At 65.1% G+C, this 19444-nt stretch carries 19 protein-coding genes and 1 tRNA gene; 12 read left to right on the plus strand and 8 right to left on the minus strand.

Going from position 1 to position 19444, the window contains the following annotated elements:
• From VNN77_06775 to VNN77_06810, 8 genes are all read left to right on the plus strand, one after another.
• Nucleotides 1-198: hypothetical protein (locus VNN77_06775; GenBank protein HXG51089.1), on the plus strand; the 198-nt coding region annotated here is incomplete at its 5' end.
• A 16-nt stretch (nt 199-214) separates the two neighbouring features.
• The gene (locus VNN77_06780) at nt 215-853 is read left to right on the plus strand and encodes a hypothetical protein (protein ID HXG51090.1); all 639 of its coding nucleotides are present in this window, start codon (nt 215-217) and stop codon (nt 851-853) included.
• Between the two features lie 19 nt (nt 854-872).
• Nucleotides 873-2861, plus strand: a complete 1989-nt coding sequence (locus tag VNN77_06785) for a 2-oxoacid:acceptor oxidoreductase family protein (protein ID HXG51091.1) — start codon at nt 873-875, stop codon at nt 2859-2861.
• A gap of 9 nt (nt 2862-2870) precedes the next feature.
• On the plus strand, nt 2871-3923 hold the full coding sequence (locus VNN77_06790) for a thiamine pyrophosphate-dependent enzyme (protein HXG51092.1): 1053 nt from the start codon (nt 2871-2873) through the stop codon (nt 3921-3923).
• Complete coding sequence (locus VNN77_06795; GenBank protein HXG51093.1) at nt 3913-5688, plus strand: 2-oxoacid:acceptor oxidoreductase subunit alpha; 1776 nt, start codon at nt 3913-3915, stop codon at nt 5686-5688. Before VNN77_06790 ends, VNN77_06795 begins: the two co-directional genes overlap by 11 nt.
• Nucleotides 5660-6517, plus strand: a complete 858-nt coding sequence (locus VNN77_06800) for a thiamine pyrophosphate-dependent enzyme (protein ID HXG51094.1) — start codon at nt 5660-5662, stop codon at nt 6515-6517. Before VNN77_06795 ends, VNN77_06800 begins: the two co-directional genes overlap by 29 nt.
• A 20-nt stretch (nt 6518-6537) precedes the next feature.
• On the plus strand, nt 6538-7317 hold the full coding sequence (locus VNN77_06805; protein ID HXG51095.1) for an enoyl-CoA hydratase: 780 nt from the start codon (nt 6538-6540) through the stop codon (nt 7315-7317).
• Between the two features lie 52 nt (nt 7318-7369).
• Nucleotides 7370-8923: an acyl-CoA carboxylase subunit beta gene (locus VNN77_06810; GenBank protein HXG51096.1), complete on the plus strand. Its 1554-nt coding sequence runs from the start codon at nt 7370-7372 to the stop codon at nt 8921-8923.
• 24 nt (nt 8924-8947) lie between these two features.
• Here VNN77_06810 and VNN77_06815 read toward each other — a convergent pair whose 3' ends face one another.
• Entirely contained in the window at nt 8948-9268 is a 321-nt protein-coding gene (locus tag VNN77_06815; protein HXG51097.1) for a hypothetical protein, read from the minus strand.
• 24 nt (nt 9269-9292) lie between these two features.
• Nucleotides 9293-9532: a hypothetical protein gene (locus VNN77_06820; protein ID HXG51098.1), complete on the minus strand. Its 240-nt coding sequence runs from the start codon at nt 9530-9532 to the stop codon at nt 9293-9295.
• 448 nt (nt 9533-9980) lie between these two features.
• On the opposite strand from VNN77_06820, the gene VNN77_06825 reads away from it, so the two are divergent.
• The 4 genes from VNN77_06825 (at nt 9981) to VNN77_06840 (ending at nt 13030) form a co-directional block, all read left to right on the plus strand.
• Entirely contained in the window at nt 9981-10454 is a 474-nt protein-coding gene (locus VNN77_06825) for a heme-binding domain-containing protein (protein ID HXG51099.1), read from the plus strand.
• 249 nt (nt 10455-10703) lie between these two features.
• The gene (locus VNN77_06830; GenBank protein ID HXG51100.1) at nt 10704-11303 is read left to right on the plus strand and encodes a 4Fe-4S dicluster domain-containing protein; all 600 of its coding nucleotides are present in this window, start codon (nt 10704-10706) and stop codon (nt 11301-11303) included.
• A 13-nt stretch (nt 11304-11316) separates the two neighbouring features.
• On the plus strand, nt 11317-12252 hold the full coding sequence (nrfD, locus tag VNN77_06835) for an NrfD/PsrC family molybdoenzyme membrane anchor subunit (GenBank protein ID HXG51101.1): 936 nt from the start codon (nt 11317-11319) through the stop codon (nt 12250-12252).
• 13 nt (nt 12253-12265) lie between these two features.
• Nucleotides 12266-13030 (plus strand): hypothetical protein, encoded by a 765-nt coding sequence (locus VNN77_06840; GenBank protein ID HXG51102.1) that lies wholly within the window; start codon nt 12266-12268, stop codon nt 13028-13030.
• 125 nt (nt 13031-13155) lie between these two features.
• Here VNN77_06840 and VNN77_06845 read toward each other — a convergent pair whose 3' ends face one another.
• The 6 genes from VNN77_06845 to pheT form a co-directional block, all read right to left on the minus strand.
• Entirely contained in the window at nt 13156-13473 is a 318-nt protein-coding gene (locus tag VNN77_06845; protein ID HXG51103.1) for a MoaD/ThiS family protein, read from the minus strand.
• A gap of 27 nt (nt 13474-13500) precedes the next feature.
• A complete protein-coding gene (locus VNN77_06850; protein ID HXG51104.1) occupies nt 13501-16071 on the minus strand; it encodes a molybdopterin-dependent oxidoreductase in 2571 nt (856 codons plus the stop codon).
• Between the two features lie 453 nt (nt 16072-16524).
• Nucleotides 16525-16601 (minus strand) — tRNA-Pro (locus tag VNN77_06855).
• Between the two features lie 57 nt (nt 16602-16658).
• Nucleotides 16659-17012: a MerR family transcriptional regulator gene (locus VNN77_06860; GenBank protein ID HXG51105.1), complete on the minus strand. Its 354-nt coding sequence runs from the start codon at nt 17010-17012 to the stop codon at nt 16659-16661.
• A 3-nt stretch (nt 17013-17015) separates the two neighbouring features.
• Nucleotides 17016-17330 carry an integration host factor subunit alpha gene (locus VNN77_06865; protein ID HXG51106.1) on the minus strand — a complete coding sequence of 105 codons (315 nt, stop codon included), beginning with the start codon at nt 17328-17330 and terminating at the stop codon, nt 17016-17018.
• Between the two features lie 28 nt (nt 17331-17358).
• Nucleotides 17359-19434 (minus strand): phenylalanine--tRNA ligase subunit beta, encoded by a 2076-nt coding sequence (gene pheT, locus VNN77_06870; GenBank protein HXG51107.1) that lies wholly within the window; start codon nt 19432-19434, stop codon nt 17359-17361.
• Nucleotides 19435-19444: the final 10 nt, after the last annotated feature.

Below are 19444 nucleotides of genomic sequence, written 5' to 3' on the forward strand. Positions count from 1 at the left end.
GTCGCCCTGCAGCCCGGCATGGTCAAAGCCCTCGAGGATACCCTCAAACGCAAAATCAACCTCCCCCCGCAACCCCATATGGTCGGCGCCCTCGGCGCCGCCCTGCTCGGCATCAACCGCCTAAAAAAAAGACGGGAAGAAACGTCCCAGGTCGCGGCTGCGGCCGAGCCGGCGCGCGCGCTGGCGGCATCGCGTTGAGAAGGCGAGTTCACCCATGAGCGCGGAAAAGCAGGTGTTGCTCTCGGCCAGCCGATACAAGGAGTTCGTCGTCGACGGGCAGCTCGTCGCCATGCGCGACAAGCGGGACCGCGCCCCGGCCCGGGCCCCGGCGGCCGACGAGGCGGCGCGCGCCCGGCGGCTGCCCCGCGCCGAGATCCTGACCATCGAAGAGGTGGCGGCGCAGCCGATCGAGGGACTCGATACGACCGCGCTTCTCAAGGAGATGGCGAACGTGGGCCCCGAAGCGCGCCTTCTGCTCTATCGGGTCGAAGGGAGCGTGACGCGTCACGAGGTCTTCGAAGACCCGCGCATCTGTCACGACCTCCACCGGGGAGCGGTGATCGAAAATCTTGCCGAAAAGCCGAAAGACGTGAGCGGATGGCGCACTCATGAGTTTTCCATCGACATCAAGGGCTGTCTCGGCGAGGAATGCGGGCGATGCGCCGTCATGTGCCCGGAGAACGCCATTCACCTCGTCGGGAAAGGGAAAGGGAGCTTCCACGAGATCGATCCGCTCGCGTGCAAGGGCTGCTTCATTTGCTGGGTCGAATGCTTTCGCACCGCGGCGGATTGCATCCTGGTGGACGGCAAGACTTTCGACCCCGCGATGCGGGTGAAGCATTTCGGAGAGTGAATCGGGGAGGTTCGACGCAGTGGCAACGGTGCTGTCAGGAAACGCAGCGGCGGCCTGGGGATTCAGGCTCTCCCGAGTCCTGTGCTATCCCTACTATCCCATCACTCCTTCCACCGCCTGCTCGCAGCAGATCTCCCGTTGGGTCTATGACGGGGTGATGGAAGCGGTGACGATCAACGCCGAGTCGGAGCACAGCGCCGCCAGCCAGATCATCGCGGCGGGCAAGAGCGTCAGAGCCGGCACCGCCACGTCTTCGAAGGGCCTCCTCTACATGATCGAGGTGCTGGAGAACGCCGCCGGCGGCGGCATCCCGTGCGGTCTGTTCATCGGCAACCGCGCGACCGGCGCCCCCATCAACATCTGGGCGGACAACTCGGACGCCTACGCCATGCGGGACAGCGGCGCCATCCAGATCTTCGCCGCCGACGCCCAGGAGGCGCTCGACGGCATCGTTCAGGGGTACCGTATCGCCGAAGACCCTCGGGTGCGGCTTCCTTTCGCCGTGAACCTCAGAGGATTTACCGGGACGCACGCCTACGAGGGAGTCGAGATTCCCTCGCAGGAGTCGGTGGACCGCTATCTTCCGCCGTTCGCTCCGCTCTATCCGCTGTTCGACGCCGACCGTCCGGTCACCTACGGCGCGATGCTCTCGGCTCATCCCTATCGCAGGCACAAACGAAACCAGATGGCCGCGCTCGCCCGCGCGATCGACGTGGCCGCGGCCGCGGGAAGGCAGTTCGGCGAGGTCTTCAACCGGCCCTACGGCCTCTTCGACTGGATCGGCGACGAAAAGGCCGAGCTGGTGGTCGCCGTTCTCGGCGAATCCTCGTGCGCCGGCGAGGTCGTCGCCAGACACCTCCAGGGCAAAGAGGGCATTCCAGGGGTGGCGCTTCTCAAGATCCGGCTGTTCTCGCCTTTTCCCGGAAAGTGGATCGCCGACGCCCTGGCGCGCGCGGGAACGAAGGCGGTGGTGGTGCTGGACGAAGGATTGAACCACGGCGCCGTTTTTCCGCCCCTGGCGCAGCGGGTGGCGACGACGGTCCACCTGCACCTGGGAAGCAGTGCTCCCAGGGTCGCCAGCGTCATCGGCGGCCTGGGGGGAAGCGAGATTACCCAGGAACATTTTCAGCTCATGTTCAATCTGGCGGACAACATCGCAGCCGGAAAGCCTTACCGCACCGAGCCCTACTGGCTCGACATCGACGAAGACCCGATCTTCGTCGAGACCCAGGACCGAGTGAATCCGAAGCTCTGGAAGAAGTGGGGCGAGATCTGGAAGCAGCAGAAGCGCAAGGCCGGGTATTTTGCGCCGGTTTTGTCCGACAGCCACGAGATCCGCATTTACAGCCGGGCCGGTCAGGGAGCGATCACCTCCGCGGTCGGCTTCACCGGCGCCGGAATCGAGCACGGCTACCAGCTTCTCACCGTTCCCGCGTTCGGCTCCGAGCGCCGAGGGGCGATCATCACGACGGACACGTTGGTGAACTTCCGCAAAGAGCAGAGGGTCCGCTCCTTCAGCCGGCGATGGGACGTCGTGACGCTCTACGACGACACGATACTCCACTCGCCCGAGCACCGGGTGCTTGACGGCCTGAAGAAAGGAGGGACGCTTCTCGTCAACACCTCGCGCCTCGGGATCAGGAAGATTCGCGAGATCCTGAAAGCGGGCGAATCCGACGTCCGGGTGCTGACCGTTCCAGCGAGCGAGATCTCGCAACGCCTGGGGCTGAGCCACTGCAACATGGCGATGCTCGGGGCGCTCCACAAAGCTTACGACAGGGTGCCGTTCGACGCGGCCCTTCGATACTACGAGCGCCACGTTCCCAGGCCGCGCGAGGCGAGCCTCGAGGCGATTCGCCTGGGCTTTGCGGAGACTTCGGATCGCGAGATCAGGAAAACGGGCAAGGAGCGGCGAGGTCTCTCCGTTCCCCCGGAGTTCCTCGAGTGGCGGCCGGCGATGCACCTCCAGGAGAGCTGGCCGTCCCCTCTGGAGGAGATCCGGTCCTGACCGGGAGGCATGATGCATAGAGTGCTGTTCAACCGCGCGATCGGTCCCAATCCTCACAGCTTTCTCCTTCCCGAACCGGTGCGCGACGTCGGCGACTACGGCGCGATCCCGACCTCGGGGCTGACCTCGGGCCATCAGGGGTGCATCGGCTGCGGCATGGTCACGGGAACGAACCAGCTGTTGCGCGCAATGAAGCTTACCGGCAGGCACGTGGTCGCCAGCATCGGAACCGGCTGCAACGAGGTCATCACCACGCAAAACACCTCCTGCTGGGGCGCCGTCTCGGTCGATCACAACAATTTTCCCAACACCGGAGCGACGCTGAGCGGCAACATTGCGGCGCTCAGAGCGCTCGCCCGCACGGGCGTCCTCCGCGAGCAGGATTTCGTCAACGTCGGCATCGCCGGCGACGGCGGCACCTACGACATCGGGTTACAGGCCTTTCTGGCATGGATCGCGCGCGGGGAAAACGGCGTCTACGTCTGCCTGAACAACCAGGCCTACATGAACACCGGGGTCCAGGGATCGGGGGCGACGCCGTTCGGCGCGACGACGTCGACGACGCCGTTCGGCAAAGCGATTCGCGGCAACCAGCGCCGGCCGCAATATCTTCTCGACCTGGCGATCGCCGCAGGCGCCGCCTACGCGGCGTCGGCCTGTCCGCTCTTTCACCGTGATTTGATGATCAAGGCGCAGAAGGCCGCCGCGATCGAAGGTCCGTGCGTGCTCGAGATCTATTCGGTCTGCCCCGAGGGCTGGAAGAGCGATACCGACGTGTTTCACGAGATCACCGAGTTGGCGCTGGAGACCCGTTCCTGGGTCCTCTACGAGGCCGAGCGCCAGCGCGGCGACAACACGGTGCTCTTCACTCTCAACTATGTCCCGAAAAGATTTCTTCCGGTTTCCGAGTACCTGAAGCTCCAGGAACGGTTCGCCGGGATGAGCGCCTTTCCGGACATGGTTCGGGAAGCGCAGGCGATCATCGACGCCCGCTGGGCTTTCTGGGAGCCCGTGCTCGAGGCCAACGGCATCCGCTGGAAGGAAAGCGCCCATGCATCCTGATTTGACTCTGAGGATCGCCGGAGAATCCGGCGAAGGGGTGATCACCATCGGCGAGACCCTCTGCAAGATCGCCGCCCGCGAAGGGCTCCACCTCGTCACGTTCCGCACCTTTCCCGCCGAGATCAAGGGCGGCCCCTGCATGATGCAGCTCCGGCTGAGCGAGAAAGCCCTGTCGTGCCACGGCGAACGTCTCGACCTGCTCGTCTGCCTCAACCAGCAGGCGCTCGACGACAACCTCGAGGATCTCGGAGAGGACGGAGCGCTCGTGTGTGAAGCGGAATGCGAGCTGCCGGACGAGGGCGCGCCGCGAACCGTCTACAGGATCCCGTTCGAGCGGATCGCGGTGCGCGAGATCGGCAGCCGCATCAGCAAGAACATCGTCGTGCTCGGCGTCCTGAGCCACCTGCTCGGCCTGCCGAAACCGGCCGTGGAAAAGCTGCTGAGCGAAAAATTCGCCAGGAAAAACAGGGCCGTGCTGGAGCACAACCTGGAAGCGCTGCGCCGGGGGCTGGATTACGCGCGGGAGCACTGCAGCGGCCGCAAGACGATCCGCCTGCCCCCGGGCGGCAAACAAAACAAGCTGCTCCTGTCCGGAAACGAGGCTGTTGCGCTCGGCGCCGTCGCCGCCGGCGTGAAGTGCTTCTTCGGCTACCCGATCACGCCCGCTTCGGAGATCATGGAGTGGCTCGCGCTTCATCTGCCGCGGCTGGGCGGAAAGGTTCTGCAGACCGAAGACGAGATCGCCGCCATCGGCTGCCTGGCCGGAGCGTCCTGGGCCGGCGCGCGCAGCATGACGGCCACCTCCGGGCCGGGCCTTTCCCTGATGTCCGAGACCATCGGTCTGCTGACCATGGCGGAGATCCCCGCGGTCATCGTCGACTCGCAGAGAGGCGGACCCAGCACGGGCATGCCGACGAAGACGGAGCAATCGGACCTCAACCTCGCCCTGTACGGCGCCCACGGCGACTCCCCTCGCGTCGTGGTGGCGCCGACCTCTGTCGCCGATTGCTTCCGCATGACCGGGCTGGCCTTCGACCTGGCGGAAAAATACCAGCTTCCCGTCATCGTCCTGATCGACCAGGCTCTCTCGGCACGCCTGGAGACGGTGGAGCCGGGCCTGGTCGAAAGAAAGCCGGCGGCGCTTCGGCTGCTCGCCGAGCCGGCCGGGGGCGCGGCTTATGCCCGCTACCGGCTCGGCCCGGCGGTCTCGCCGGCCGCCGTCCCGGGAACCGAGGGCGGCGAGCACATGGTCACCGGAATGGAGCACGACGAGCTGGGAAATTTCGCCTGCGACGAAGAGGCGCACACGGCGATGTCGGTGAAGCGACATCGCAAGCTCGAGGCGATCAACGACGACGCGCTGGTCCGCGACCTCTCGTCCCATTTCGGCGATCCCGATGCCGACATCGGCGTCGTCACCTGGGGATCGAGCGCCGGCCCGGCGGAGGAGGCGATCGCCGCCGCCAACCGGATGGGCATCCCGGTTCGCGGCTTCGTTCCGAGGATTCTCAGTCCCCTGCCCCATCGAGATCTCGCTAAGTTTCTCGGCGCCGTCAAACGGGTTATCGTTCCGGAGCTCAACTTCACGGGGCAGTTCGCCGCCCTTCTCCGGGCGACGTACGGAATCCGCACCACGAGCCTGACCAAGGTGAAGGGAGTCCCCCTGAGCCCGGGGGAGATCGTGGAAAAAATCGTCGAGGCCGCCGAGGAGATCGCGGCGAGGAGCAAGCCGACCCATGGAAAAGCTGCAGGACAGCGCGTGTGAATACCTGAGCGGCGTCTGCCCGGTCTGGTGTCCGGGATGCGGCTACTACGGCATCCTTTCCAGCCTGATCGAGGCTTTCGCCGAGTTGGGCGTCCCCAGCCACGAGCTGGCGCTGGTGTCGGGGATCGGGTGCGCGAGCCGCCTTCCCTACTTCGTCAAAGCGTACGGGTTCCACGGCATCCACGGCCGCGCGCTGCCGATCGCCCAGGGGGTCAAGCTGGCGAATCCGAAGCTGACGGTGGTCGTGGTGGGCGGAGACGGCGACGGCCTGGCGATCGGAGGCGGACATCTGCCCCACGCCGCCCGCAACAACGTCGATTTCACCTATCTGCTGTTCAACAACGCCATTTACGGCATGACCAAAGGGCAGTTTTCCCCGACGACGATGCTGTCCGCGGTGACCAAGACCAGCCCCTTCGGGCTGCCGGGAGAAACCGTCAATCCCGCCGCTCTCGCGATCGTCTACGGAGCCAGCTTCGTGGCGCGCGGCTTTTCCGTCAAGAAGGAGCACCTGAAGAACCTGATTCTCGAGGGAATCCGCCACCGCGGGTTCTCCTTCATCGAGATCCTGGCCAGCTGCGCGTCCTTCAACACCACCGACATGAACGTCGCCCGGATCATCAAGGCGATGGCGTCGGTTCCGTCCGATCACGACCCGGCAAAGCCGCTCGAGGCGCTGCGGCTCGCGACCCACGAAGAGAAAATTTACCTCGGCGTCCTCCACCGCGCCGAGCGCCCGACCCTCGAGGATAGATGCAGCGAGATCCAGCGGGCGGCCCGGGCGCGCGGCGGGGGCGCCTACGCCGACCTGGTAGCGCAATTCGCTTGAAACCGAAGAAAGGGGATCCCATGTTCCGAAATTTGGTGGTTCAGAAAGCCGACGCCGTCTCCGTCGTTCAGCTCAACCGGCCCCAGAAGAAGAACGCCCTCAACGCCGAGCTCAGAAGCGAGCTCGGGCAGGCGCTCCGGGAGATCGCCGAGGACAAAACGACCCGCGCGGTGGTCATCACGGGCGGGGACGAGACGTTCTGCGCCGGAGCCGACATTGGCGAGATCCAGGAAGCCCGCAGCGCGGAGGCCACGTACCGGCACGCGCGCGAGTTCCAGGTCCTGTTCGACCAGGTCGAGTCGCTGCCGCAACCCGTCGTCGCGGCCGTCGCCGGTTTCGCCCTCGGCGGAGGCTGCGAGCTGGCTCTGGCGTGCGACTTCCGCATCGCCGCGGAGGGGGCACGCTTCGGCCTGCCCGAGATCAAGATCGGCGCCTTCCCGGGCGGCGGCGGAACCCAACGTCTGCCGCGCGCCATCGGTCTCGCCAAGGCCAAGGAGATGATTTTCACCGGAGATCCGATCACCGCCGAGGAAGCGCTGCGCCTCGGGCTGGTCCTCAAGGTGGTCCCGAAAGCGTCGCTCGCGGACGAAGCCCGGAGCTTTGCGGCGAAACTGGCCGCGCTTCCGCGACTTGCGCTTCAAGCGTCGAAAATGCTGATCAACCGGAGCACGGAAATCGACCTCGCCTCGGGACTCGAGCTGGAGGCGCGCGCCTTCGGCGCGCTTGCCTCGACGCACGACCTCAACGAGGGCACCCGGGCCTTTCTGGAGAAGAGAAAGCCGAACTTCACCGGCGACTGAAGGCGTCGGGCGGAAGCTCGAGGTCGCCGGCAACCGAGAGAGGGTCGACCCTATGCGAAGCATGGAGGAAAAGCTGCAGGAGCTGAACGAGCGGCGCGAGCGGATCAAGCAAGGCGGCGGGCTCAAACTGCAGGAGAAGCAACACGCGCAGGGCAAGATGACCGCGCGCGAGCGGATTGACTACCTGCTCGATCCGGGGACCTTCGTCGAGTTCGACCTCTTCGCGCGGCACATCGGAACCGATTACGGCCTGGACCGAGCCGAGGTTCCCGCCGACGGCGTGGTGACCGGCCACGGCAAGATCAACGGCCGGGACGTCTTCGTTTACTCCGAGGATTTCACCGTGATCGCCGGGACTTTCGGCGAGCGGCACGGCAAGAAAATCTGCAAGACGGTGGATCTCGCGCGCAAGATGGGAGTGCCGGTGATCGGCATCAACGATTCCGGCGGCGCGCGGGTCACCGAGGAGATGGGGGCGCTCAGCGAATACGGGCAGCTTTTTTTCCGTCACGTCCGCTCTTCGGGCGTGATTCCGCAGATCGCCCTCATCATGGGTCCGGTCGCCGGCGGGCAGGCCTACTCGCCGGCGCTCATGGACTTCATCTTCATGGTGGAGAAAACCAGCTACATGTTCATCGCCGGACCGCCGCTCGTGGAAGCGGTGGTCTTCAAGAAGACGTCCAACGAGGAGCTGGGAGGGCCCGCGGTCCACGGACGGCTGAGCGGCGTCTCCGATCTCACGGCGCGGGACGACCGCGACTGCCTTGACCGGACCAGGGAGCTGCTGGGATATCTACCGCCGAACTGCCGCGAGCAGCCGCCGATCGAGCCGCCGCGCGACGACCCGGAGCGCCGGGACGAAGAGCTGCTCCGCCTCATCCCGGTCGACCCGCGCCAGGCCTACGACATCCACGAGGTCATCCATCGCGTCGTCGACGACGGCAAGTTCTTCGAGCTCAAGAAAGAGTTCGCGCCCAACCTCGTCATCGGCTTCGCTCGCCTCCACGGGCGTCCGGTCGGCATCGTCGCCAACAACCCGAAGCATCTCGCCGGCTGCCTCGACGTGGACGCGTCCGACAAGGGCTCGCGCTTCGTGCGGTTCTGCGACGCGTTCAACATCCCGCTGCTCAGCCTCCAGGACATTCCCGGCTTTCTGATCGGCAACGAGATGGAGCGCAAGGGGATCATCCGCCACGGAGCGAAAATGCTCTACGCGTTCGCGGAGGCGACCGTACCCAAGATCACGGTGGTGCTGCGGAAGGCCTACGCCGGCGGGTACCTCTCGATGTGCAGCAAGGATCTCGGCGCGGATTTCGTTTTTTCGCTCCCGACCGCCGAGGTCTGCCTGATGGGCCCGGAGGGCGCGGTCAATATCCTTTTCCGCAAGGAAATCGCCGAATCCGCGGACCCGGACAGGACCCGGGCGGAAAAGCTCGCCGAGTTCTTCGAACGTTACGTCAATCCGTACTACTCGGCGGCGCACCAGCACGTCGACGACATCATCGACCCCAGGGAGATCCGGCCGAGGGTCATCAAGGCGCTCGAGCTCTGCGCCGGGAAGGTCGACGAGCTTCCCGGGAAAAAACACGGGATCATGCCCGTCTGAAGCGTTCGCCTTGTGAAGCCTATCTCAGCGGAAGCGCTGAACGGCGGCTGCCGCGGCCTCCTGCACTCCCGGCAGCGCGCAGAATCCGTTGGGTTCCACCCCGAACACGGGGTTGAATTTGCTGCGAAAGTTTTCGAGCGCGATGATCGCAGCCAATTCGACCAGCTCTTCGTCGCTGAAGTGGCGTTTGAGGCGGTTGAAAAATCGGTCGGTAACCCGTTTGCTCGTGTACGTCATTCGCTCCGCCAGCTCCAGGGCCAGACGTTCCCGCTCGGAGAACAGAGGATTTTTCTTGTAGTCGCCCAGCACCGCCTCCACCTTTTCCGCCGCCGCTCCGTGATGCATCGCACTGGATGCGTTGATGTCGATTCAGAACGGGCAGCCGTTGATACTGGCGGTCTTGACGCAGAGCAGATGGCGCAGCTCGGGTTCGACGAGCCCCGAAGCCTGAATCCCCGCCGCCAGCGCCTGGACTCCTTTCTGGATCGTCGGTCTCAAGGCGTAGATTTTCGCGGTATTCGACACGAAGCCGTAGCGCTTTTCCTGCTCCTCGAAGATCGCGCGCGCCTCCTCGCTGGCCTCCTCCTTCGTTACACCCTTGATCCTCATCGACGTGCCCTCCCGAATATATCACCTGCCGAACTCCCGGCGCGCCTCCTCCGGAGAGGCTTTCCGATTCCGGCGCTTCGCGCCGGTTCAATCGATCAATCCGCGCCGTTCGTACATGGGCACTGTAGTCGCCCGGCGCACCGGACGCAAGCTCCGTTCCGGGAATTTACTCCGGCTTCAAGGCGCGCCGGTCGCGCCTTTGCGGCTCTGCGATACGCCCGCGAAGAGGCGGCGGCGTCCGTGAGAATCCCCTCGCCTGCGAGCCGGCCGATCCGACGGAACGGCCGCCACTTCGGTCGCTCTCGCCCTGGCACGATTTGTGATGCCTCCCACCGCGACATGTCGAGGCCGGAGTCCGGCGAAAATCGGCGACGCAAAGCGATGAGCTCGCCGCAGGATTATCGATCGTTCGTCGAACGGAGGGAAGACAACAATGGCAAGATCATGGATGCGGAAATCACTCCTGGCATTGATCGCGGTCTTGCTCGTGATGCAAGCCGTGCCCTACGGGCGCGACCACACCAATCCACCCGTGCGCCAGGAGCCGGCCCGGGACGATCCCCGAACGCGGGAGCTGGCGGTGCGGGCTTGCTTCGACTGTCACAGCAACCGGACGGTCTGGCCGTGGTATTCCAACATCGCCCCGATCTCGTGGTTGATCGACCGCGACGTGAAAAGGGGGCGCAGGGAGCTCAATTTCTCGGAATGGGACAGGCGGCAGGAGGAGGCGGGAGAGTCCGCAGCAACGGTCCGCAAGGGATCGATGCCCCCCTGGTACTATCCCTGGGGTTGGCTGTCGGCCGCCGAGCGCCAGGATCTCATCCGTGGTCTGGAGCGCACGCTCGGGAACGGAAAACGGCGGGTCGAAGCCGGCGGAAAGGAAAACGATCGAAAAACAGACGACCACGATGACGATCATTGACCCAGGGGAGGCGGGCCCGCCGGGAAACGCCCTTCGTTAGCGCGCGATTCGGCGGGGTTCGGTGATCGTCTTCATCACTCCGAGGCTCTCCGGATTTTAGGAAGCCATCGCTCATTTTTCCCAGAATCGGGAACCGGCCGCGCTTCCAGCCAGCGTTGCCCGCGCGAAAAGCGTGGCACGCGAAATGCAGAATCACACAAAAACTGCGGCGTACATCGGATCGCCGGGCCATTTTTCAGAAGGTGAACGATGCGATGGGGAATGGTGATTGATCTGGCGCGCTGCGTCGGCTGTTATGCCTGCAGCGTCGCCTGCAAAGCCGAAAACGGCACGCCGCCCGGGGTCTGGTACGCTCCGGTTTTCGAAAAGGAGGTCGGTACTTATCCGACCGCAAAGCGGTTGTTCCTGCCGACGCTCTGCTTTCACTGCAAAGAACCGCTCTGCATGAAGGCATGCCCCACCGGAGCCATCAGCAAGCGGGCCGACGGCATCGTTCTGGTCGACCACGACAGGTGTTGCGGGAGCCGCGCCTGCATCGCCGCTTGCCCTTACGGGGCGTTGAGCTTCGTCGAGGAGCAGCGCGGGGCGTTCGGCGACGAGCTGACGCCTTTCGAAAAAGCTTTCCCGAATCACCGCGTCGGAACCGCGCAGAAATGCACTTTCTGCGTGCACCGGATCGACCAGGGAAACTACGAGCCCGCTTGCGTCCAGACCTGCCCCACGCGCTGCCGGATTTTCGGAGATCTCGACGATCCCCAAAGCGAGATCTCCCGGGTCATAAGGGAGAGAACCGCGATGCAGCCCCGGCCCGAGGCCGGCACCGACCCGTCCGTCTATTACGCTCGCTAGAAAGGACCAGGACGTGAGCGCCGCAGTCAATCCCTTCACCGCCGGCACGTGGATCATGGAACCCAAGCCGCAAAACGTCTGGGGCATCCCGCATGCGAGCTGGTTTTTCGCGATGGGCATGGGCGGCGCGCTCTTCATCAACCGCTTGCTCTTCGGCATCGAGCTGGGCCGCTGGTTCGGCATCGCCGTCGCGGACCTCTCGAGCGTCGCCCTGATATCCGCCGGCGGCCTGATTCTGATCGCCGACCTGGGCCGCCCGTGGCGCGTCTTGCGCGCGCTGATGAATCCGCGCACCTCGTGGATCAGCATCGGGGCGATCTGCGACTTCGTCTTCCTGGCCCTCGAGGGGCTCTGGATGGCGGCCGATTTCGACTGGGGCGGGACGCGCCCGCTGGCATGGCTTCCGTGGGCCGGCAGCTCTCCGTTGGGGCTTTTGTTGCAGGCGATCGCCGGAGCTTCCGCGTTCGTCGTCATCGTCTATCCGGGGCTGGTCCTGGCCTGTTCTCCGTCGATCCCGTTCTGGAACACGGCCCTGATACCGCTTCAGTTTCTGAGCTTCGCTTTCGCGAGCGCTTTCGGCCTCGCGCTCCTGTCCGCCGCGTGGGTTCCGGTTGCGGATTCCGTTCTCTCCGCCTGGCTGGCGATGGAGCTCGTTTTCCTCGCGCTCACCACGCTGCTGTTCATCGCCCACCTCTTGAACGGCAGCGCGGCTCACCCGGCGGCGAAGCTTTCGGTGGCGCGGCTGACGGCGGGCGATCTGCAGGGGGCGTTCCTGACGGGCACCATCGGCCTGGGATTTCTGGCTCCAGCGCTCTTGAGCGCTTACGCTCTGTACTCCGGCCGCCTCGATCCCCTGGTGGCTGTTCCGGTCGCGGCGATGACGCTCGCTGGAAACTGGTTCTCGAAATACGCGGTCATCAAGGCAGGTGTCTATGCGCCGTTTCTATAGACGGAGTTCCATCATGCACATGGCACTGGGAAAGAAGGCTCTTTGGGTGTACGGCCTGGTCTGCGCCATCGCGCTGGCCTGGGTCCCGCCCGCCGGCGCCCAGATCGACGAGCGCGAGCCGTGGTACTTCACGGCGGAGGAAATCGAGTTGATCTACCGCTATCAGGAAAAATTCGGGCCGCGCCTGCAAAATCCGGTAAGGGCCAAAGGCTGCTTTTGGGGCCAGGGGGAGTTCACCGCGACGCAGAACGGCAAGGGATTCTCGGCCCCTTGCCGGTTCGTCTCCGAAACCACCCGGCATCTCAAGGAGATGTTGAAGGCGGGTGCGGCAAGATATCTTTTCCCGCTCGATCTGGACCACGCCCACCTGCTGATTCCGGCGAGGCTCTGGGAGGAAAAATACAGCAAGCTTCCGTTCGATCAGGTCCTGCCGGTGCTGCTGACCGATCCGGAGCTGGCGGCCCTCTATCACGCGAGCGAGCATCTGACCGTCACCGATCCGCGAACCGGCAAGGTCGATCTCGCCGCCAAGGCCTGGAAGGACAAACGCAACGTCGTCGGCTTTTACGACGGCCGCCCCATCGAGATTCTCCCCCCCAACCCGGGAGGGACCGGGGCCTCCCCGCCGAAGGGCTATTACTCCTTCGGCGGCTTCCATCTGCTCGCGAGCAGCGGAGGGGATCTCTTCATCTTTCTTCGCGACCGGGTCATAAGCTTCGACATCACCTTCGAGATCGGCACCCTCGACGACGAGCGGATCGTGGTCGGCAGCAACTGAGCGCACTCCGGCCGGTCGAGAAAAAGGCGAGAGAAGCCGAAGCGGATCTTCGCGGTCAACCCTTCGATCCCGCCGAAGCGCTCCAGAAGATCGAATGCGCCCCCGGAGCCGTGCTTCCCTCGATTTCAACCGCCCGACATCGCCGTGGTTGTCAGAAGCACGTGTAAGGACCCGTCGTCGACGATGGCGGTGTCCAGCCCGCTCCGGCGCAGGATGTTCGTTCCGTCCAGGAGAAGCATCACGCTCGACCCCGGCGTTCCGTCTGCGGTCAGGATAGCGTCGCGCAGCGCCGCGCCGTGGCGCCCGCAGAGCACGTCCACGAGGTCCCGCACGGTCGAGCCGGCGGGAAGCTCCACGGTCTCCTCCGCTTTCTTCACGGCGTTGCGGACCAGGCCGAAGTAGACGACCTTGACCGCGACCGAATTCTTTCCGGTCTCCCTCATGCCGAAAACCGCCGCCTCCCGCGGCGCCTACGAACCGACCTTCTCGACCTTCACCCGGACGCAGGAGTCCAGGGCCGCCGAGAGCGCATCGATGCGGTCGAGCCTCTGCGGAATGAAGCTGTTGAAATGGACTCCCTTTCCGAAGGAGTGGAGCGCCCGGCTCCTGCGCCCGAAGCAGCCCGCAATCCCGACGACCTCGGGATGGACGCACGCGGTGACGTACGCCCGGCCCTCCGCTCGATGGCCGAATCTCGTGGAAAGCCGGATGAGATCCCCGGTCGCGATGCCTTTTCGGCGCGCGGTGTCCTCGTTGAGCAGCAGGGAACAGGCGTCCGGATCCTTTTCGCTCAGCTCCTTCAGGTATCCGTTATGGGTCGTGTAGCTGAGCGAATGGAAGGGAAGCTTGAAGTTCACCACGAACAGATCGTGCCCGGGCGAGTCCTGCCGGAGCTCTTCGCACGGTTTCCAGTCCACCAGGGCCTGGTAGTCGGTTGCGTCCCACGGAATGCCCAGCTCCCGGGTGAGTTTTTTCACCTCTTCGCCCGCGGTCAGGAGATACTCGAGGTAGACCGGAATGCGCGCCTTTAGGAACGCTCGAGGATAGGCCTCCTCGACCTGCTTCTCGCCGGTGACGAGCGTCCCGTGCTCCTTGAACCACTCGAGCCCTTTTTGTTCCCCGAACCATGATTTCAACCATCGGTCCGCCAGCTCGGCCCACGTGTATCTTTCATCCGCTCGACAGGCGAACGGCTCTTTCAGGTCGAGCGTGGCGTTGAGCAGCGCGTAGAGGTCGCCGCGGAACCCGAGCTCGTCGGCGAGATCGAAAAGCACCTCCACCCAGCTCCGCGCCTCCCCCCTCGGCTCGATCACCGGCTGGCGCAGCATCCAGTACCATGGGCCCTCGCCGGCGCCGACGAACTCCGTGGGCTCGTTGGGGATCGCGTCGAGGCGCTCCAGATAATGCGTGTCGGGAAGCAGGATGTCGGCGAACTCCGCCGTCTCGTTCAGCTCGCAGGCGAACGCCACGACGAACGGGATCTTCTTCAGAGCCTCCGCCATCTGATCCGGGTTGGCGCAGGTCATCAGCAGATTGCTGCGGCAGACGATCAGGGTGTCCAGATCGTAATCGAGCTTGAACAGCTCGGGGTGGAGCAGGGCCTCGGTGAAGAACGGCCCGCCGTACGGCGCCACCGGGCAGAGATCGAGCAGGTCGTAACGCTCCGGCTTTCTCACCCGGGTAGCGGGGTACGGCGGCTTGCGCCGGCGCGCGTAACCTTCGGGCACGAGCAGTCCGTCCGCGGACGCCGCCGGCGACCACGTGAGCGGCGCGGTGCGCGACACCGGACTGCCTCCCAGATGGCCGCCCGGCACGTCGATCGCGCCCACGATCACGTTCATGAGCTGGATCGCCAGCCCGGCCAGCATCCCGTGCTTGTGGGCGGTCGCGCCCCGGTACCAGTTGGCCGCCGCCGGGCGGTACGGAAGCTTATGGCCGCCGATCATGACGGTGCCGCCGATGCCGGCGGCCTCGCCGAATTCGCGCGCCAGGCGGCGGATCGTCTCCGCCGGAACCGTGGTGATCCCGGCCGCCGTTTCCGGGGGATACCGGCGGACGTTTTCCTTGAAGAGCGTGAAAGCGGTCGGGTGCTCCCTTCCTCCGACGGAAAACCTCCCCTCGAGGGCGATCTCGCCGAAACCGGGGTCGTCGAACGGACGAGCCCGCCTCGCGAGCTCGTCCCACATCAACGGCTTTCCGGTGGCGCCGTCCCTGAGATAGTGGCCGTCGGCGGCGATCAGATACGGGCCGTTGGTGTATCGCGTCAGGAACTCGCGGTCGTAAACGCCTTCCTCGTTGAGCAGGACGTGAATCATCGAAAGCGCCAGCGCCGCGTCCGTCCCCGGGCGGATGGGCACCCACTCGTGCGCCTTGGAGCCGGCGTTGATGCCGACGGGGTCGACGACGACCAGCTTCATGCCGCCCATCCGGGCGTCCGCCATCTCCGCGGCCAGCTCCATCGGCAAATGGTTCGTCACCGATCCGTTTTGCGTGCCGAAGAGCATGAGGAACCGGCAACGGCGGATGTCCGGCTCGCCGAACCAGGTGCCGTGGGTGAGATAGGTCACGGGATGAAAACCGTTGCCGCAGTAGTACTGGGCGCCGGCGCCCCAGAAATTCGGGGTTCCGAAAGCCGCGGCCCACGAGGCGAAGAACACCCCCGACTGCCCTCTCGTGTCGAAAGAAGAGACCGCCAGCCTGCGCGGATCGTCGCGCCGGATCCTCGCCAGCCGCTCGGCGATGGTCGCCAGCGCCTGTTCCCACGAGATCCGCTCCCATCGCGGATCGACGTCGAAGCCCTTCGCGGGATTGGTGCGCCGCATCGGATGGAGCACGCGTCTCGGATCGTAGAGCGACATGAAGCCCGAGTTCCCCTTGGCGCAAATCCGGCCGCGGTTCTGCGGGCAGTCCGGATCGCCCTCGATCTTGACGATCACCCCGTCCACCCGGTTCACCCGAATGCCGCAGGTGTTCCAACACATGGAGCAGGTCGATTTGATCCAGACGTTTTCTCTTGCTCGTTCGGTTCGGGAGTCGTGCACCGTGCCCTCGCAAGCCGGTTTGCTGCGGCGGCGGGATCTGCTTGAGCTTCGCGCCGGACGCCCGGCACAGGACCCGGACGCGATCGGGCCAGGCCCGAAAGAGCATTCCCAGCCGCCGCGCGCGGAGCGCTAGCGGTAGCAGAGCAACTGACATGCCACCCCGGCCCGGCACGAGCCGAGCCCTCCGGCGACATGCCGGCGCCTTTTTCCCGGCCATCCCACGGCCAAAGCCGGGACGGGCGCGCTATTTTTTACGATCCCGGATTTTTCCGACGAGCTGACCGCGGGCCCGCGCTACCAAAGATCGGAAAATACGGTCGTGGGATTCCGAACCGCAGGAAGGACCGCATGCGTGCGGAGCAATGGATCGGCGGTTTTTTGCCCAGAAAACGGTCCCCGGCTCGAAGAAGAGCGAACCGCGGAGCGCGGTCGCCGTGGTCGAAAGAAGGAAAATGGTCGGGGCGACCGGATTTGAACCGGTGACCACACGCACCCCAAGCGTGTGCGCTACCAGGCTGCGCTACGCCCCGATGGATGGCCAAGCTAACACTACGGCCGCGCGAAATCAATTTCAGCGGACGCCGGAGCTAGCCCAGGCGCTTGCGCAGCGATTCCAGCTCCCGCTTGATGCGCACGAGAGCCGCCCGATATTTTTGCTCGGACAACGGCAGCTTGAGCTGGCTGCGCTCTTCTCTCCTGGCCGCCCTGAGCTTCTTGCGGGCTCCCTCGATGGTGAAGCCTTCGGTGTAGAGCAACCGCTTGATGTCGAGCAGCAGCTCGACGTCCTTTTTCTTGTAGAGGCGGTGGCGCGACGGGGCTTTGGCGGGCTTCAGCAGGTCGAATTCGGTCTCCCAGTAGCGCAGGACGTACGGCTCCACCCCGACGATATCGCTCACTTCGCCGATCTTGAAGTAGATCTTGTCGGGCAAGCGATGCGTCATCGCTCAGCTTTCGGACGACGGCGGAGGAGCGCTCGGGGCGGGTATCGCGTTCAGGCTCTTCTTGAGGATCTGGCTCGCCTTGAACGTCAGCACCTTGCGGCCGACGATGATGATCTCGTCGCCGGTCTGGGGATTGCGTCCCTTGCGCGGCCGCTTGGTATTGACGACGAAATTCCCGAACCCGGAGATCTTCACCTTCTCCCCGCGCTCGAGACAGCTCTTGATGATGTCGAAGGTCGCCTCGACGACGTCCGTCGCGTCCTTCTTGGAGAATCCGACTTTTTCATAAATCCGAAGGATGATATCCGCTTTCGTCATGGCCTCTCTTTCCTCCTGGTCGAATTCCTCATCTTTGCTGCGCGTCGAACACCTCGCCTATACGATGAACCAGCTCCCGGTGCAACTCGTTCACCTCGGCGTCGGTCAGGGTCCGGTCAGCCGCTCGATACGAGACCTTGTACGCGAGACTTTTCTTGCCCTGAGGGATGTTCGGGCCCCGGTATTCGTCGAAGACTTCGACATGCTCGATCAGCGGCTCGCCGAGATCCTTGATCCAGCGAGCGATCCGCTCGGACGGAAACGACTGATCCAGGAGCAGTGCAAAATCGCGCTCCACGGCCGGGAAGCGCGGCAGCGAACGAGCTTTGATTTGGCGCGGAGCATACTGAACCAGACCTTCGAAGTCAAGTTCAAAAGCCAGGAACGGCGGCACGTCCAGCTCGTCGCAGATCTCCGGATGGCTCTGTCCGACGATGCCCAGCCGGACCTCCTCGAGCGCCAGCTCCGCGGTGCGGCCGGGATGAAGGCTGGCAACCCTGCAGGGCGCCCACGAAACGCGCTCGCGGAGGCGCAGCAGGTCGAGAACCTCCTCGACCAGGCCTTTGCAGTCGAGAAAGCCCAGCGGCACTTCTTCGCCGATGCGCAGGCCGGCGCGCTCGCGCGGCCCGTACAGCAATCCCGCGATCCGCTGCCGCTCTTCGCTCCTGCCTTCCGGGCCCAGCCCGAAAACCTTGCCGATGTGAAAGGCCGAGAAGCTGCGCGCCTTGTGGGCCAGATTCAGCCTCAGATTCTCGATCAGCCCCGGTATCAGACTGAAGCGCATTTGCGGCTGCTCCTTCACCAGCGGATTGAGCACCGTGACCGGGGCCGTCCCCTCCGGCCACAGGCCGGGAAAGATCTCGTTCATCCGTTCGCTCGTGAACGGGAGGTTGATCACCTCGGTGAGCCCCGCGCCCGAGAGCAGCGCCCGGATCCTGCGCTCCCAACCCCGGCCGTCGCCGGCTCCGTTTTGCGCCGGATGCAGGGCGGGCAGCGTGGTCGGAATCCGGTCGTAGCCGTACAGCCGGGCGATCTCTTCGATCAAGTCGGCCTCGCGCGTGAGGTCGGGCCGCCACGTCGGAACCGTCACGCTCAGGCTCGAGCCCCCTTTGCGCGCGGTCCGCAATCCCAGCGAGCCGAGGATCTTCGTGATCGTCCGCGCCGGCACGCGCACCCCCAGGAGCCCGGCGGCGCGCTCCTCGCGCAGCCTGACGACCCGGTTTCTGGCCGGCCGCGGATAGTGGTCGAGCGCGCCCGGCAGAGGAGAGCCGCCGGCCAGCTCGGCGATGAGCTCCGCCGCGCGCTCCGCCGCGCGGACCGTCCCCTCGGGATCGACGCCGCGCTCGAAGCGGTGGGACGCTTCGCTGTGCAGCCCGAGCCGCTTTGCCGTGCGTCGGATCGTGACCGGGTCGAAGTTGGCGCTCTCGAGAAAAACCCGGCGCGTCCCGCCCACCACCTCGGACGACAACCCTCCCATGATCCCGGCCAGCGCCACCGGCCGATCGCCGTCGCAGATCAGCAGGTCGTCCGGGGCGAGTCTCCGCTCGATTCCGTCAAGGGTGACGAATTCGCCGGCGGCGCCGGCCCGGCGCACGACGATCCTGCGCTCGTCCAGCCGATCCAGGTCGAAAGCGTGCAGCGGCTGGCCGGTCTCCAGCATGACGTAGTTGGTGACGTCAACCACGTTGTTGATGGCGCGAATGCCGCACGCCTCCAGGCGAAACCGCATCCACGGAGGCGCGACGCCGACACGGACTCCCTCGATCACCTTGCCGCTGTAGCGCGGGCATCCTTCAGGATCCTGCACCGAAACGGAAACCCCGCCCAGCTCCCGGAGCGCGCGGACGCGAAGCGGCTTTTGCGCCTTGAGCCTCCCGCCGGTGAGCGCGGCGACTTCGCGCGCCAACCCGAACACGCTCAGGCAGTCGCCGCGGTTCGGCGTGACGTTCACCTCGATCAACCAGTCCTCGCGACCGCTTTCCGGCTCGCGCAGAGGAGCGATCGCCTCGACCTCGAGTCCCGCCATCGTGAGCCGGTCCGCGAGCTGACGCGGCGAAGCGTCGAAGGTTGCGAACTCTTTGAGCCAATTGAACGTGAACTTCATGGAAAGGGAA

This window comes from Candidatus Zixiibacteriota bacterium, from assembly GCA_035574315.1.
Lineage (GTDB): Bacteria > Desulfobacterota > Binatia > UBA9968 > UBA9968 > DATLYW01.